The sequence below is a fragment of the Pseudomonas sp. ATCC PTA-122608 genome (assembly GCF_001952855.1).
Taxonomy (GTDB): Bacteria; Pseudomonadota; Gammaproteobacteria; order Pseudomonadales; family Pseudomonadaceae; genus Aquipseudomonas.
This window is the reverse complement of record NZ_LPNO01000028.1, coordinates 1-16097: the sequence shown is the minus strand read 5'-3', so window position 1 is coordinate 16097 and position 16097 is coordinate 1. Positions and strand designations below refer to the sequence as shown.

The window sequence follows — 16097 nt, the reverse complement described above, 5'->3', positions numbered from 1 at the left end:
ATTCGGGTTGAGCATCCACGGTGCCATCTCTCTGCCAGCACCGCACTGGCAGGGAGAAGCTCCCTCCTGGCGTCTTACCGAAATTTCATACAATTGTTTCAGAAGTTCCCTTCTGGCGGTTTAACCCGCCAATTTTCGCTATCTTCGTTATAAATCAAACACTTGCCGAAGCCCCGAAAACGCCGGGATGCGCCCCACCCCCTGATTTTTTTTCGTTGAAGAATGTTACCGATGAGCAGCTAGTGCATTGATTACCGATGTTTTCTGGCATAATCGCGCCCCCTTACGACCGGGTCAGAAAACCTTCATGATCGATTTATTCAGCGGACTGGATGCTTGGGTTCTAGTGAGCCTGTTGCTCGCCCTGGCCTTTGTCCTCGCCTTCGAGTTCATCAATGGCTTTCATGACACCGCTAACGCGGTTGCCACAGTCATCTATACCAAAGCCATGCCTCCGCATCTGGCCGTGTTCTTCTCCGGGGTGTTCAACTTCCTCGGCGTGTTGCTCGGTGGTGTCGGTGTTGCATATGCCATCGTGCACTTGCTGCCGGTGGAGCTGCTGATCAATGTGAACACCGGCCACGGTCTGGCCATGGTCTTCTCATTATTGGCCGCGGCGATCACCTGGAACCTCGGCACCTGGTATTTCGGGATCCCGGCGTCCAGCTCCCACACCCTGATCGGTTCGATCCTCGGTGTTGGCCTGGCCAACGCCCTGATCAACGACATTCCGCTGGCTGACGGCGTGAACTGGCAGAAAGCGATCGATATCGGCGCCTCGCTGGTGTTTTCGCCGATGGCTGGTTTCGCGGTGGCAGCCCTGGTGCTGCTCGGCCTGAAATGGTGGCGCCCGCTGTCGAAGATGCACAAGACACCGGACCAGCGCCGCAAACTCGACGACAAGAAGCACCCGCCGTTCTGGAATCGCCTGGTACTGGTGATTTCGGCAATGGCCGTGAGCTTTGTGCACGGTTCCAACGATGGTCAGAAAGGTATCGGCCTGATCATGCTGGTATTGATCGGTATCGTGCCGGCGCAGTTTGTACTGGACCTGGGCAGCACCACTTACCAGATCGAGCGTACCCGCGACGCCACGCTGCACTTGAATCAGTTCTACCAGCGTAATCACGAAACCCTCGGTGAGTTCCTCGCTCTGGGCAAGAGTGTGAAAGACGATTTGCCGGGCAAGTTCCAGTGCAATCCGCAGCAGACTGAACCGACTATCAACGCCCTGCTGGGTACATTGAAAGGTGTCTCTGACTACCATTCGTTGACTGCCGAGCACCGGATTGAAGTGCGTCGTTATCTGTTGTGCCTGGATGACACCGCGAAGAAGGTAGGCAAGTTGCCTGGCCTGGAAGCGCGTGAGAAGTCGGACCTGGACAAGTTGCGCAAGGACCTGACGGCTACAACCGAATATGCACCGTTCTGGGTGATCCTGGCCGTGGCGCTGGCCTTGGGCCTGGGCACCATGGTGGGCTGGAAGCGTGTGGTGTTGACCATTGGTGAGAAGATCGGCAAGCAAGGGATGACGTATGCCCAAGGCATGTCGGCGCAGATCACCACGGCCAGCATGATTGGTTTGGCTAACATCTTTAGCCTGCCGGTATCCACGACCCATGTGTTGTCTTCGGGTGTGGCCGGGACCATGGTGGCTAACAAGAGTGGGCTGCAAGGCGGCACCGTTAAGACCATTTTGATGGCTTGGGTGTTGACGCTGCCGGCAACTGTGGGCCTTTCGGCTGGGTTGTTCTGGTTGGCTTCCAAGGCTTTGGGTAGCTGACAGATCTTTGGCTTGTGAAGAAGGTGCGACCTGTGAGGGTTGCGCCTTTTTTTATGGCTGGGGTTTGGGTGAATATCCGTTATTTGGGTGATGACTGATATGGGTTCCGCTCTTACAGCGGCTCACTTTTGAAAAGCGCAAAAGTAAGCAAAACGCTCTTGCCCCACCACTCGGCACCTCGCTTGGGCTCGGTGTGCCCTCACTCCGGCTTTGGAGCGTGGGCCGCCGCGATGGGCCATCCTTGGCCCAGCGCGGCTAACCCGGCGTCCTGCCGGGTTACCCACGCTCCAAAGCCTGCGTTCGGCCAGCGTGGTTTAACGGGGCGCCTAAGATCAAGATCACAAGCAGATCAAGAGCACAGCGGCCTACCGGCCGGCTTGAGTGTGGTGAAGCAACAGCAACAGCAAAACCAGAAGCGGGCACGGTCCAAATGTGGGAGCGGGCTTGCTCGCGAAGGTCGTTAACGATGACGCTGGCATTCTGGATGAACGCGGCGCCCTCAGGTTTTTCGCGAGCAAGCCCGCTCCCACAGAAAAGCAGCTCTGCTTTCGCTCTGGCTTTTGATCTGGCTTTTAACGCTCAAGCCGGCCTGTAGGCCGCTGTGCTCTGCTTTTGATCTTGATCTGCGGGCCCCGTCAACCACGATGGCCGCAAGTAGGCACGGTGGAGCGGGTAAATCGGCAGGGATGCCGATTTAGCCGCGCCGGGCCATGGATGGCCCGTCGCGGCGGCCCGCGGAACCGGGCAGGAGTGCGGGCATGCCGAGCCTGGGCGAGGCACCGAGTGGTGGGGCAAAGACCTTTTGGTTACTTTTGGGGCGTTTGCCAAAAGTGACCCGCTGTAAGAGCGGAACCATAGGCGGCCGTTACCTAAATAACGGATATGTACTCAACCCCCACTAAATCGAAAACAAAAAAAAGGCGACCGAAGTCGCCCAAAATGCCTTGCGTGCTCATGTATCCCGAAAAGACCTAAGGCTTCTTACGCTTATTAGCGTCTTTCCAGATAAAAATTCCAAACCCTACAAAGAACATCACCATGAGGCCAACCGTCAGCACTCCGGCAAATACCACATTATCGAAAAACATGACCGGCCTCCTGCACTTGCCCTGTTGCGATAGGGCTAAGTTAACCAAGAAGACGAAAGAAGAAATTGACGAGGATCAATGTCGCCCGCAACGGAGCGTAAAGAAGGGAAATAACTGACCTGCATCAAACGATGCAGGCTATATCAACGCTTTTTCGGTTTGTTTTTCGGCTTTTTCTTAGGCTTACCCAACGGCATCGCCTGCTCAAACGCCTGGCGCACTTCATTCAGTCGTTTGTCATTCAGGTCATGAACACGTTTGGCCCGTTCGGCATTCAGGTCTATCAGTTTGTCATCGTCACTCATGGCTTGGCTTACGTAATGGCTTGGATGCCCCAATAATGCGTCCTGCGCCAATCCCGCGTAAACAAAATCGGTGTCATCCAACCCATTTGCCCGCAAAATCCCCGATCCAAACCCTCACACAGAGCGTTCGACGTGGCACTGCACAAGGACCTTCCCCCACTCCTGGCCCTGCGCGCCTTTGAGGCCGTGGCCCGGCATCTGAGCTTTATCAAGGCCGCCGCCGAGCTGTCGGTGACCCAAAGCGCCCTCAGCCATCAAGTGCAGAAGCTCGAACAGCATCTGGGCAAACCGCTATTTATCCGACGCACCCGCGCCATCGATCTGACTGAAGACGGCCAACACTACTACGACCAAATCCGCCCCGCCCTCGACGTCATCGCCGCCGCTACCCGCCAGCAACAAACCCCGCCCGCCACCACCGTGCTGCGCGTCGGCCTGCTCGCCTCGTTCGCCACCTTGTGGCTGGCGCCGCGCCTGGCCGGGTTTCTCAGCCGCTACCCGCACATTCAGGTGGAGTTGGTGCCCGCGATTCAACTGGCAGATGTAGCCGCCGCCGAAGTTGACCTGGCGATTCGCTACGGCAAGGGTGACTGGGCCGATGTGCAGGCCACGCGCCTGATGAGCGAAACCCTGTCACCGGTGTGCAGCCCGGCATTCAAGGCCAGCCAACTGGAGAACGGCCCGCTGTTGATGGCCACCTCGCACCGCCCTTTCGAGTGGACCGACTGGTCCCGGCATTACCAGGTGGATGTGGAGCATTACCCCAAGGCACTGTTGCACGACTACAACATCGTGGTGGAAGCCGCCGTCGCCGGCCAGGGCATCGCCATGGGGCGCCACCGCCTGATCGAGCGCAGGTTGAAGGATGGCACATTGGTGGAAGCCTTCGACTGGCCGCCCTACCACAGCGAGATCGGCTACTGGCTGATCACCCCGCAAGGCGACACCAGCCAAGCGGCCACCTGTTTCAGTGAATGGCTACGGGAAGTCTGTGCCGACGCATGAGTTATTTCGATACGTCGAGTGAGATCTATCCGTTTGTCGACCAAAACCACGCCGCCCATGCTGAAGACTCTTCCCAAGAGGATTCAACATGAGCCATTCCATCTCGCAACGCGTAAAAGCCCTCGGTCTGAGCCTGCCGACACCCAGCCAGCCGATCGCCAACTACGTCAATTTCGTGATCAGCCAGAACCAGCTATTCATCTCCGGCCAAATCCCGCTGCTGGACGGCAAACCCACCTACATCGGTCGTCTCGGCGAGTCCATCAGCGAAGACGAAGGCGCTAAAGCCGCCGAACTCGCTGCGCTGGGCCTGCTCGCACAATTGAGCGATGCCCTGGGCGATGACCTGTCGCGGCTGGTGCGCATCATCCGCTTGGGCGTGTTTATCGCCAGCAGCGGCGACTTCCAGCGCCAGGGCGCAGTGGCCAATGGCGCCTCGAACCTGCTGGTCAACGCCCTGGGTGACAAAGGCCGGCACGCCCGTACTGCCGTGGGCGTCGCCAGTTTGCCGGGCGGTGTGGCAGTGGAGATCGATGCGATTTTCGAGCTGCAGCCGTGACCGCGCTGTCCCTGACGCAAGTCCGGGAACTGCGGGACGAAACGCCGGGCTGCCAGTCCGGCATCGTCCACTTCAACCACGCCGGGGCCTCCCTGCCGAGCCAGGGGACGCTCGACGCAATCATTGACCAGTTGCAACGCGAAGCCCGGGATGGGCCGATGGAGGCCGGCGAACACGGTGCACTATTGGCGGAAAAAGCCCGTCGCGCCGCCGCGCAATTGCTCAACGCGCCGGTGTCATCGATTGCCTTTGCCAGCAGCGGCTCGACCGCCTGGAGCATGGCGTTCCAGGCGCTGGGACCGTGGAAACCGGGCGACCGTATTCTGGTGGGCCGCCACGAATGGGGCGGCAACCTGGCCAGCATGCAGACAGCCGTGCAAGCGGGTGCGCACGTAGAGGTGATCCCTTGCGATGAAACCGGCGCGGTGTCCGTCGCCGGCCTGGAAGCCATGCTCGACGCCCGGGTGCGCTTGATCGACCTGACCTGGCTCCCCGCCAACAGCGGCTTGATCAACCCTGCCGAGGCCATCGGCGCGTTGGCCAAGCGTCACGGCATTGCTTATTTCATCGACGCCGGGCAAGCCCTCGGCCAGGTGCCGGTGGATGTGCAAGCACTGCACTGCGATGTGCTCAAGGGCGCCGGGCGCAAGCATCTGCGAGGCCCGCGGGGAACCGCATTGCTGTATGTGCGGCCGGATTTTCTCGAGCGCTTGAACCCGGCCCAACGCGATGTGTTTTCTGCGCCCTGGAGCCCTGCGGGTTTCGATTTGCGCAACGACGCCCGGCGCTTTGAAACCAGCGAAGTGTCATTCGCGCTGTTGGCAGGCCTGGGCAATGCGTTGCTGGAGGTCAATCGACTGGGCGTTGAGCGGATTCGCCGGACGGTTCGGCTTCTAAGTGACACGATCCGCGAAGAACTACGCGGGATCGAGGGGATTACCCTGCATGATTTGGGTATTGCCGCAAACCAGTCCGGCCTGATCGCCTTCAACCTGGCCGGCTGGGACGCCTTCGAGCTCAAGCGCCGCCTGGGGCTCAAGCGAATCAACATCGGTGCCAACGGTGTGCCCTACACGCCGCTGGACATGCAAGCCCGCGAGCTGGACAGCGTGGCGCGAATCTCCGTGAGCTACCTCAACACGGCACAAGACATCGGGCAACTGATCGCCGCCCTGCACGAACTGCAGGATTAAACCTCGACGTCCACCCACAAGCCTTGGCGTGGCGCGTCTTCAATCAGCGGCACCACCGGCACGGTGTTGTCGGCGTTGAGTTCGTCACCGGGAACAGCCAGGTGCTCCTGCGGATCCTCATCGGCTTCGCGGCGGCGCTTTTGCTGTTCCTGCTGGCGTCGCTGTTCCTCGCGCAGCAACAGTGCCGCTTCCTCGGGGTCGCGCTTTTGCAGGTCGATGGTGCTTTCGTTGGAGCCTGGTTGAACCGGCACCACGGGCGGGATATCCGGCTTCTGGCGCACCGGGTCAAGCTGCGACGTGACCGGCACAACACTCAGGGGCAGCATGGGTGGCAGCATATTAATAGTCTCCTGTTCAGCAGACTGTCGGCTGCGTGGGTGACGACTTGAGCGTCAAGCCGCCAACTTGTGAACTAATCGTCATCTATCCGACGAACATACAGCCCTTTTTCTTGCCGCTTGTAGCTTAAAGCTTGAAGCTGCACCTATTCCTTTTGGTCTGGAAGCCGTGTTCCGTTAGAATAGTCGGCTTTTTCACGGCGGGAGTCAGGCAGCATGGCGCAGCAGTATCAACCGGGGCAACGCTGGATTAGTGACAGCGAAGCAGAGCTGGGGTTAGGCACCGTTCTGGCACAGGACGGCCGCTTGTTAACCGTGCTCTATCCGGCCACTGGCGACACTCGCCAGTATGCGCTACGGAATGCGCCCCTCACTCGCGTGAGGTTTTCGCCGGGTGACACCATCACCCATTTCGAAGGCTGGAAAATGACCGTGCAAGAAGTCGACGATGTCGACGGCCTGCTGGTCTACCACGGCCTCAATGGGCAGAACGAGCAGGTCACCCTGCCGGAAACCCAACTCTCGAACTTCATCCAGTTCCGTTTGGCCAGCGACCGTCTGTTCGCCGGCCAGATCGACCCGCTGGCCTGGTTCTCCCTGCGCTACCACACCCTTGAACACACCAGCCGCCAGTTGCAGTCCTCGCTCTGGGGCCTGGGCGGCGTGCGTGCGCAACCGATCGCGCACCAACTGCACATCGCCCGTGAAGTCGCGGACCGTATCGCGCCGCGGGTTCTGCTGGCAGACGAAGTGGGGCTGGGCAAGACCATCGAAGCCGGCCTGGTGATTCATCGCCAATTGCTGTCGGGTCGCGCCAACCGCGTACTGATCCTGGTGCCGGAAAACCTCCAGCACCAGTGGCTGGTGGAAATGCGCCGCCGCTTCAACCTGCAAGTTGCGCTGTTCGACGAAGAACGCTTTATCGAAAGCGATGCCGCCAACCCGTTCGAAGACACCCAGCTCGCGCTGGTGGCCCTGGAATGGCTGGTGGACGACGAGAAGGCCCAGGACGCGCTGTTCGCCGCCGGCTGGGATTTGTTGGTGGTCGACGAAGCTCACCACCTGGTGTGGCACGAAGAAAAAGCCAGCCCCGAGTACACGCTGGTGGAGCAACTGGCCGAAGTGATTCCGGGCGTGCTGCTGCTCACCGCAACCCCTGAGCAACTGGGCCAGGACAGCCACTTCGCGCGCCTGCGCCTGCTGGACCCGAACCGTTTCCACGACCTGCACGCCTTCCGCGCCGAGAGCGAAAACTATCGCCCGGTGGCCGAAGCCGTTCAGGAGCTGCTGGACAAGGGCCGCCTCTCGCCGGCCGCCCACAAGACCATCCAGGGTTTCCTCGGCAACGAAGGCGAAGCCCTGCTGACCGCCGTCAACGATGGCGACGCCGAAGCCAGCGCCCGTTTGGTACGCGAACTGCTGGACCGCCACGGCACCGGCCGCGTGCTGTTCCGCAACACCCGCGCTGCGGTGCAAGGCTTCCCGGAGCGCAAGCTGCACGCCTACCCGCTGCCGTGCCCGGACGAATACCTCGAATTGCCCCTGGGCGAACATGCCGAGCTGTACCCGGAAGTCAGCTTCCAGTCGCAGCCGGATGTGGATGAAGAACAACGCTGGTGGCGTTTCGACCCGCGCGTCGAGTGGCTGATCGATCAGCTGAAAATGCTCAAGCGCACCAAAGTCCTGGTGATCTGCGCCCACGCCGAAACCGCCATGGACCTGGAAGACGCCCTGCGCGTGCGCTCCGGCATCCCGGCCACGGTGTTCCACGAGGGCATGAATATCCTCGAGCGTGACCGCGCCGCTGCTTACTTTGCAGATGAAGAGTTCGGCGCCCAAGTGCTGATCTGCTCGGAAATCGGCAGTGAAGGCCGCAACTTCCAGTTCTCCCACCACCTGGTGCTGTTCGACCTGCCATCCCACCCGGACCTGCTGGAACAGCGGATCGGCCGTCTGGACCGGATCGGCCAGAAGCATGTGATCGAACTGCACGTGCCGTACCTGGAAACCAGCCCGCAAGAGCGCCTGTTCCAGTGGTACCACGAAGCGCTGAACGCGTTCCTCAACACCTGCCCGACCGGCAACGCCTTGCAGCACCAGTTCGGCCCGCGCCTGCTGCCGCTGCTGGAAAATGCCGACGACGGCGAGTGGCAAGCGCTGATCGACGAAGCCCGTGCCGAGCGCGAGCGCCTCGAAGCCGAGCTGCACACCGGCCGCGACCGTTTGCTGGAGCTCAACTCCGGCGGCGCTGGCGAAGGTGATGCGCTGGTGGAAGACATCCTTGAGCAAGACGACCAGTTCACCCTGCCGATCTACATGGAAACCCTGTTCGACGCCTTCGGCATCGACAGCGAAGACCATTCGGAAAACGCCCTGATCCTCAAGCCCAGCGAAAAAATGCTCGACGCCAGCTTCCCCCTGGGCGACGACGAAGGCGTGACCATCACCTACGATCGCAACCAGGCACTGTCCCGCGAAGACATGCAGTTCATCACCTGGGAACACCCGATGGTGCAAGGCGGCATGGACCTGGTGCTGTCCGGTTCCATGGGCAACACCGCCGTGGCGCTGATCAAGAACAAGGCGCTCAAGCCGGGCACCGTGTTGCTGGAACTGCTCTACGTCAGCGAAGTGGTTGCCCCACGCTCGCTGCAACTGGGCCGCTACCTGCCACCGGCCGCGCTGCGCTGCCTGCTGGACGCCAACGGCAATGACCTGTCGGGCCGCGTCTCGTTCCTGACCTTGAACGACCAGCTGGAAAGCGTGCCACGGGCCAGCGCCAACAAGTTCGTCCAGGCCCAGCGCGACCAGCTGACGCCACGGATCAACGCCGGTGAAGAGAAGATCGCCCCGCGTCACGCCGAGCGCGTGGCCGAGGCTCAACGTCGCCTGGCGGCGGACACCGACGAAGAACTGGCGCGCCTGACCGCGTTGCAAGCGGTCAACCCGACCGTGCGTGACAGCGAACTGGTTGCCCTGCGCCAACAGCGCGAGCAAGGCCTGGCCATGCTCGACAAGGCTGCGCTGCGACTGGAAGCGATTCGGGTGTTGGTAGCAGGCTAACCTCGCCGCCCTGCCCTGCTGAACAAAGAGGCCCGCGCAATGCGGGCCTTTTTTATTCACTTGAGACATCGTTGTTATTGATGGCCTCTTCGCGAGCAAGCCCGCTCCCACATTTGACCGAGTTCCATCTTGAGAATGCGGTCTAATGTGGGAGCGGGCTTGCTCGCGAAGGCGTCACCTCGGTCTCAGGCAGTAACCGCCGTAGCCGGCACCTCCACCACCCCCAACCCATCCTTCATCCGCTTGGCATCCCGCACAAAACTGCGGGACGCCTGAAACAGAAAGAGCATGGTCAGAAACAGCGCCACCGGAATCAGGTACATGGCGTCGTGCAAGCCTATGGCTTTATAAGCCTCGGTCATCTGCTCCGCCCCCGCCGCATACATCGCCGAATGGGCAAAATGATCCGACAACCCGCCCACCACAATCGGCCCCATGCCACCACCCAGCAAATACAAACCGGCGAAGAACAACGCCATCGCCGTCGCCCGCAAGCGCGGCTCCACCACGTCCTGGATCGCCGTATAAACACAGGTATAGAAGTTATAGGCAAACAACCAGCCGACACTGAAAAGCGCCACAAACACACCAATTTCGATCCGCCCGGCATGCAACGCCCAGGCGGTGGTCACGGTGGAGATAATCAAGCTGCAGGCCGCGAACAACAGCCGCCCATTGGCCACCCGCTGATGGATCTTGTCCGCCACCCAACCGCCCAGCGTCAGGCCAAACAACCCCGTCACCCCGACAATCACCCCGGTCGCCACCGCCGCATCCTGCAACGGCAGCAGAAAATAGCGCTGCAGCATCGGCACCAGGAACGAGTTGCAGGCGTAGGTGGCGAAGTTGAAGCACAAGCCTGCCAGCACCAGCCAAAGGAACGTCGGTACCGCCAGAACCCGGCGAATCGGGCGGTCGACTTTCTCTTGGGAGACTTGCACGGTTTCGGCGGCGCCGCGCTTGGGTTCCTTGATGTAGAACATGAACACCGCGAGGATCAGCCCCGGCACCGCCGCAATAAAGAACGGCGCGCGCCAGCTGTCGAACGCCTTGACCATCGCACCGATGGTGAAGAACGCCAGCAACAGGCCCAAAGGCAGACCCAACATAAAGATGCCCATGGCCCGCGCCCGGCGGTGGGCCGGAAACAAGTCGCCAATCAACGAGTTCGCCGCCGGTGCGTAACTGGCCTCGCCAATGCCGATGCCCATGCGCACCAGCAAAAAGGTCCAGAAACTGCCCACCAAGCCATTGACCGCCGTCAGGCCGCTCCACGCCGCCAGGCCCCAGCCCATGAGCTTACTGCGCGAGCCAGTATCGGCCATGCGCCCCAGGGGCAAGCCAGCAATCGCATAAACAATGGTAAACGCAGTACCGATGATGCCGAGCTGGAAGTCGCTGAGGTGCCACTCCATACGGATCGGTTCGATGATGATCGCGGGGATGGTGCGGTCGAAAAAGTTGAACAGGTTGGCCAGGAACAACAGGAACAGAATGCGCCAGGCATTCGCCGCTTGGGTCGAGTTCTGCATGGGTCCGTCTCTTTTATTGTTATGTGAGCCGCGATGCCAGACGCATCCTGAGCCCGGAACCTGCAATCTAGTCAGCCCCGTGATGATTGTCTGTAATGATTCGTAAGTCTGATGTCACTCCATCGGGCGACCCGAGCTGTCATCCCTACTCATTTGGTTCTAGTTGTTTATGAACTCATCGCCAAATAATTAGAAGCAATTTGCCATCAGCCCTTGCAACCCGCTCAGGCTCTCTATACTCAAAGCATTGTCAGACAAAGACTCTGTGACGGGACATGCTATGGAATGGCTTGGTTTGCATTTTTTTACCGACCTTCCGGACAGCGGGCACTTATTACTCAATTGCAGTCATAACCCCTTTCTGGTGCTACTGGCTTACGTAGTGGCGTGTGCGGCGGGCTTCGGCACCCTGGACATGGCCGAACGTGTCGGCCATGTCGACAACCCCAAGGCTCAACGGCACTGGCGCTGGGTAGGCGCGGGCTGCCTGGCAGGCGGAATCTGGGCGACCCACTTCATCAGCATGCTGGCCTTCCAGGCGCCTATCGCAATTCACTACGAATTGATCATGACGTTTGCCTCACTGCTGATCGCCCTGATTGCCTCGCTGTTCGCCATGCAAACCCTCAGTCATCCAAAGCTGCGTCTTCACCAATATGTGCTGGCGTCGGTATGGATGGGGCTGGGCATTGCACTGATGCACTACGTTGGCATGTCGGCCATGCAATCCGAAGCAGGCGTGTACTTTCGGACCGGATTGTTTCTGGCCTCAGTGGTGATTGCCATCGGCGCCAGCCTGGCCGCGTTGCTGCTGTCGCTGTACCTTCGCAACGGCACCGGCATGTTCCATCAATTGCTCAAGTACGCGGCCAGCCTGGTGCTCGGCGCCGGGATTATCAGCATGCACTTCACCGGCATGGCGGCCATGCAACTGCTGTTGCCCGAGGGTTTGGTGCCGTCGGCGTTGCCGGTGGACAACAACCCGATCCAACTGGGCCTGCTGGTCGCCGTCATCGCCCTGCTGGTGATCGGCAGCAGCATCAGCGCCGCCCTGGCAGACAAAAAACTGCAACACAAGGAAACCGACCTGCGCCGGGTCAACGCACTGCTCACCGAACTCGACCAGGCCCGCGCCTCCCTGCAGCAAGTGGCGCATTACGACGCCTTGACCAGCCTGCTCAACCGCCGTGGTTTCAACCAGATCTTCGCCGAGAAGCTCGCAGAGAAAACCGCCACCGACGGCATGCTGGCGGTGATCTTCCTGGATATCGACCACTTCAAGCGCATCAACGACAGCCTCGGCCATGACGCCGGTGACGAACTGCTGACCGTACTGGCCGGCCATATCAAAAGCTCGGTGCGCAGCCATGACGACGTGGTCGCACGGTTTGGCGGTGACGAGTTCTGCATCCTGATCAGCATCCATCATCGCGATGAAGCGCGGCACATGGCTCAGCGCATCATGCAAAAAATGAAAGACCCCGTAGAGTTGGCCGGCCGGCGCATGGTGATGACCACCAGCATCGGCATCAGCCTCTTCCCTGAAGACGGCAAAACCAGCGAAGAGCTGCTGAAAACTGCCGACCTGGCGTTGTATCAGTCCAAGGATGCCGGGCGTAACAGCCTGAACTTCTTTAGCTCCAACCTGAAAACCCGGGCCTTTCTGGAACTGCAACTGGAAGAAGAATTGCGCGCCGCGCTGCGCGGCAAGAACGAACTGGTGCTGTTTTACCAACCGATTCTTGACCTGAAAAAAGGCAAGATCACCCGCCTCGAAGCCCTGGTGCGCTGGCAACATCCGCAACATGGCCTGCTGACTCCGGACCGGTTCATCAGCATTGCCGAAAACAACGGGCTGATTGCCGAACTCGATCACTGGGTATTGCGCCAAGCCTGTCACGACCTGAGCCTGCTGTCGGAACAGGGCCACACGGAATTGATCATGGCCGTGAACTGCTCGGCCCTGAACCTGACCCGTGACGAGTTGGCCGATGAAATCGAAAGTGCCCTGCGCTTCGGCGGAATTGCCGCCAACCGCCTCGAACTGGAAGTGACCGAAAACGCGCTGATGGGCAATATCAGCAGCACCCTGGCACTGCTGCGGCAAATCCGCGCCTTGGGCGTCTCGCTGTCCATCGACGACTTTGGCACCGGCTATTCGTCCCTCGCCTACCTCAAGCGCCTGCCGCTGAACACCTTGAAAATCGATCGTTCATTTATCCAGGACATCCCCAAGTCCAACGCCGACATCGAGATCGTCCAGGCGATCATCGGCATGGCCCACACCCTGCATTTGCAGGTGGTGACCGAAGGTGTGGAAACCCTGCAACAATTTGAAGTGGTGCAAAAACACGGTTGTGATTTCGTTCAGGGTTACTTGCTCAGCGCTGCGGTGCCGATGAGTGATATCGGCGCGGTGATCAATAGCCTTGATCAGCACAACATGTTCAGCCTGCTGGGTCTTACGGGAGGTGAACCCACGCCGAAAGACCCGCCTTCAGAGCGCACAGGCCCGGCGTCCATCGTCAGGCCAATTCGCTGACGCCGTTTATTTGGCAAATCGCCATCATTTCACTCAAGAACCCCGACGAACGGCCGATTCATCAGAGTCCGGCCAGGATTTCCCCTTAAAACCCTAGGGTTAAACCCTATCGCCCAGGACCAGGACGCACTGTAAAGTCGCGATCTCTCATTCCATGATGGCTATTTGATACTTTTTCAGCCATCCGTCCAGGCACATGGCGCACAATGACCTCTAAAAATAACTCTGCCACCGCGGTATCCGACGTGTTGCTGACAGCCCCTGCGGAAAAACCCTCAGGTTCAAAGTCATTGAGCAGCGCCCGCCCACTGGCCACCCAGCAGTACCTGTACTTCACCGAAACCAACACCGACCGCATCCTCGACAACCTCGACGGCCTGCGCGACATGGTGTTCCCGCGCGCTCCGCACCTGGAAGTCGACGGCGAACTGCGCAACGAGCAGGAATTCCCCTCGGTGTGCCTGATCGGCCTGGGCCGCTGCGGCTCGAACATTGCCCTGGATGTGGCGGAGCTGGTGTACAACGCCCGCAAGTTCTACCTCAACGAATTCAGCAACGAAGACAAATCCACCGACAAGGGCTACCGCCCAGCCCAGTGGATTCGCAACAACCTGCGCCTGGGCTCGAACAAAGGCACCAAGCCGGTGTTCCTGGTCGAGCCGCTGGTGATGCTCGGCGACTTGGACAAGGACATCGCCGGGCGCATCCGTTTCTCGCGCAAGGGAGAGAAAAGCGGATTCCTGCGGGACTACAGCAAGATGAAAATCATGGACCTCTCGGAAGTCCATGCCGGTGGCGCCGGTAACGCGCCGATCCTTGGCCAGTACCTGGCCAAGATCATCCTCAACAAAGACACCCAGCGCTTTTCCAGCCCCGACTGGAAGATGATCCACTCGTACCTGATCGACTCCTGCGGCATCAAGGCCAACCAGTCGCGCCTGTACTTCTCGATCTTCAGCGCCGGCGGCGGTACCGGCTCGGGCATGGCCTCGGAATTCGGCCTGGCCCAGCAGCACTCGTACATGAACAAGACGTTCGACACCAAGCCCGCCGACGAGCATGACAGCAAGAGCGGCCACGCCTTTGTGTTCGAGCCGATCTTCACCAGCGGCATTTGTGTGCTGCCGAACATCTCCGATCACCGCAGCGAAATGTCCGAGGCGCTGCACATCAACGCCGGGCGACTGTTGTGCAAATACCTTTCGGAAGAATGGGATTTCTCGTACAACTTCGACAATGAAGACAGCAGCGAGGCCAGCGTAAAAGGCCGTATCCGGCCGTGGAACGCGATGATGCTGATCTCCAACGACATCATGCGGTATGCCGAAGAAAGCGATGACGGCAATATCCAGAACATTGATGTCAATGCCATGGAAAAGCACGCCAACCAGTACATCTCGCAGCAGATCTTCAACATTCTGACGGCCCAGGCGGTTACGACAGACTACGACCAGAACTACTTCCGTCGGGCCGGGATCGACATCGGCGAGACCATCCGCCTGGATGCCAACGACTTGTTCATGAGCCTGGCGGGCCCGGTGGCGATTGCCTACGCCGAATCGGTGGTGCCGGAAACGCCGGCGCCTTCGAGCGACAAGTTCAAGGTGTTCGAAAAAGAGCCGCAGCGGCTGAATATCGATGACCTGTTTTTCCGTTCCATTGATCTGCCGCACTTCAACAAGGTGACCCAGGCGATCGAGGGCATCAGCCTGTTGCCGATTGAGTCCAAGCGCTACAAGGCCTCCTTGGAGCAGTACAAGAATTCCGGGTATGACGCGGCGGCGCTGCATGACTTGCACTTCTTCAAGAACTGCTCGTCGGTGGTGTCGATTGTGTCGTTGCCCAAGGATTACAAGCTGTCCTATATGGACCTGAACCGGCTCAAGACGCACCTCAACAGTCTGTTCCCCAACACCACGCTCAAGCGGTATGCACTGGTGATCGGGGCGTCGGCCAACTTGTCGCTCACGACCTTGATCGCTAAAAGCCCGTGCCTGTCGGATGACTTCTTGACGTTGATCGTGGCGTTTATCAAGCGCTGCTTTGCGAGGAATCCGTATCGGTTTGATGACACGCTGGATAACTCGATTCTGGATTTCATCATCCACGAGGATTTTGATGAAGACCGGATTGATGAGCTGCTCAATGAGTTTGAGAACCCGGCGAAGATTCTGGATACCAACTGGTATGCCATCAAGCCGATGTACGAGAAGAAGTATCGTGAGTTGATCAACGACAAGGACAAGTTTGTGTCGATCAACGATATTCGGCTGTCGCGGGATTGTGTGAAGAAGGCGATCAAGTACCTGCGTGAGATTTATCGTCACCGGATTGGGAAGACCAAGGTTATTTCGCTGAATAACCATACTGGGAAGACTGCGTAGGCGCTTTTGTTGCTGAGGTGGGGTGTATATCCGTTATTTGGGTTGGGGCTGATATGGGTTCCGCTCTTACAGCGGCTCACTTTTGAACAGCGCAAAAGTAAGCAAAACGCTCTTGCCCCACCACTCGGCACCTCGCTAATGCTCGGTGTGCCCTCACTCCGGCTTTGGACCGTGGGCCGCCGCGATGGGCCATCCTTGGCCCAGCGCGGCTAACCCGGCGTCCTGCCGGGTTACCCACGCTCCAAAGCCTGCGTTCGGCCAGCGTGGTTTAACGGGGCGCCTAAGATCAAGATCAAAAGCAGATC

At 59.5% G+C, this 16097-nt stretch carries 11 protein-coding genes; 7 read left to right on the top strand and 4 right to left on the bottom strand.

The genetic code is table 11. The features are described 5' to 3' along the window. The first annotated feature begins 307 nt into the window (after positions 1–307). Positions 308–1783, top strand: coding sequence for an inorganic phosphate transporter (locus tag AU074_RS22355; RefSeq protein ID WP_076016552.1), 1476 nt, complete (start codon positions 308–310; stop codon positions 1781–1783). A gap of 971 nt (positions 1784–2754) precedes the next feature. Here AU074_RS22355 and ccoM read toward each other — a convergent pair. Then, positions 2755–2871 carry a cytochrome c oxidase subunit CcoM gene (gene ccoM, locus AU074_RS34750; RefSeq protein ID WP_010176679.1) on the bottom strand — a complete coding sequence of 39 codons (117 nt, stop codon included), beginning with the start codon at positions 2869–2871 and terminating at the stop codon, positions 2755–2757. Between the two features lie 143 nt (positions 2872–3014). After that, on the bottom strand, positions 3015–3257 hold the full coding sequence (locus tag AU074_RS33615; RefSeq protein WP_143503642.1) for a hypothetical protein: 243 nt from the start codon (positions 3255–3257) through the stop codon (positions 3015–3017). Positions 3258–3308: 51 nt separating this feature from the next. Here AU074_RS33615 and AU074_RS22345 point away from each other — a divergent pair, with 51 nt between their 5' ends. The 3 genes from AU074_RS22345 (at position 3309) to AU074_RS22335 (ending at position 5933) form a co-directional block, all read left to right on the top strand. Then, positions 3309–4181 carry a LysR substrate-binding domain-containing protein gene (locus tag AU074_RS22345; RefSeq protein WP_076016551.1) on the top strand — a complete coding sequence of 291 codons (873 nt, stop codon included), beginning with the start codon at positions 3309–3311 and terminating at the stop codon, positions 4179–4181. 88 nt (positions 4182–4269) lie between these two features. Next, the gene (locus tag AU074_RS22340; RefSeq protein ID WP_076016550.1) at positions 4270–4740 is read left to right on the top strand and encodes a RidA family protein; all 471 of its coding nucleotides are present in this window, start codon (positions 4270–4272) and stop codon (positions 4738–4740) included. Continuing rightward, positions 4737–5933 (top strand): aminotransferase class V-fold PLP-dependent enzyme, encoded by a 1197-nt coding sequence (locus AU074_RS22335; protein WP_371916647.1) that lies wholly within the window; start codon positions 4737–4739, stop codon positions 5931–5933. The genes AU074_RS22340 and AU074_RS22335 overlap by 4 nt, the downstream gene beginning before the upstream one ends. On the opposite strand, the gene AU074_RS22330 is transcribed toward AU074_RS22335, so the two are convergent. Beyond that, positions 5930–6271: an aspartate-semialdehyde dehydrogenase gene (locus AU074_RS22330; RefSeq protein WP_076016549.1), complete on the bottom strand. Its 342-nt coding sequence runs from the start codon at positions 6269–6271 to the stop codon at positions 5930–5932. The genes AU074_RS22335 and AU074_RS22330 overlap by 4 nt on opposite strands. A gap of 216 nt (positions 6272–6487) precedes the next feature. On the opposite strand from AU074_RS22330, the gene rapA reads away from it, so the two are divergent. Next, a complete protein-coding gene (gene rapA / locus AU074_RS22325) occupies positions 6488–9334 on the top strand; it encodes an RNA polymerase-associated protein RapA (RefSeq protein ID WP_076016548.1) in 2847 nt (948 codons plus the stop codon). A 185-nt stretch (positions 9335–9519) separates the two neighbouring features. Here rapA and AU074_RS22320 read toward each other — a convergent pair whose 3' ends face one another. Further along, positions 9520–10866: an MFS transporter gene (locus AU074_RS22320; RefSeq protein ID WP_076016547.1), complete on the bottom strand. Its 1347-nt coding sequence runs from the start codon at positions 10864–10866 to the stop codon at positions 9520–9522. 280 nt (positions 10867–11146) lie between these two features. Between AU074_RS22320 and AU074_RS22315 the strand changes: the two genes are divergently transcribed. Next, positions 11147–13408 (top strand): bifunctional diguanylate cyclase/phosphodiesterase, encoded by a 2262-nt coding sequence (locus tag AU074_RS22315; RefSeq protein ID WP_076016546.1) that lies wholly within the window; start codon positions 11147–11149, stop codon positions 13406–13408. Positions 13409–13614: 206 nt separating this feature from the next. Next, a complete protein-coding gene (locus tag AU074_RS22310; RefSeq protein ID WP_076016545.1) occupies positions 13615–15792 on the top strand; it encodes a hypothetical protein in 2178 nt (725 codons plus the stop codon). The last annotated feature ends 305 nt before the right edge of the window (positions 15793–16097 follow it).

Excerpts from the sequence above, each read along its gene's own strand:
- AU074_RS22355 (WP_076016552.1), top strand. The coding sequence starts at position 308 with ATGATCGATTTATTCAGCGGACTGGATGCTTGGGTTCTAGTGAGCCTG.
- ccoM (WP_010176679.1), bottom strand. The coding sequence starts at position 2,871 with ATGTTTTTCGATAATGTGGTATTTGCCGGAGTGCTGACGGTTGGCCTC.
- AU074_RS22340 (WP_076016550.1), top strand. The coding sequence starts at position 4,270 with ATGAGCCATTCCATCTCGCAACGCGTAAAAGCCCTCGGTCTGAGCCTG.
- AU074_RS22330 (WP_076016549.1), bottom strand. The coding sequence starts at position 6,271 with ATGCTGCCACCCATGCTGCCCCTGAGTGTTGTGCCGGTCACGTCGCAG.
- rapA (WP_076016548.1), top strand. The coding sequence starts at position 6,488 with ATGGCGCAGCAGTATCAACCGGGGCAACGCTGGATTAGTGACAGCGAA.
- AU074_RS22320 (WP_076016547.1), bottom strand. The coding sequence starts at position 10,866 with ATGCAGAACTCGACCCAAGCGGCGAATGCCTGGCGCATTCTGTTCCTG.
- AU074_RS22315 (WP_076016546.1), top strand. The coding sequence starts at position 11,147 with ATGGAATGGCTTGGTTTGCATTTTTTTACCGACCTTCCGGACAGCGGG.
- AU074_RS22310 (WP_076016545.1), top strand. The coding sequence starts at position 13,615 with ATGACCTCTAAAAATAACTCTGCCACCGCGGTATCCGACGTGTTGCTG.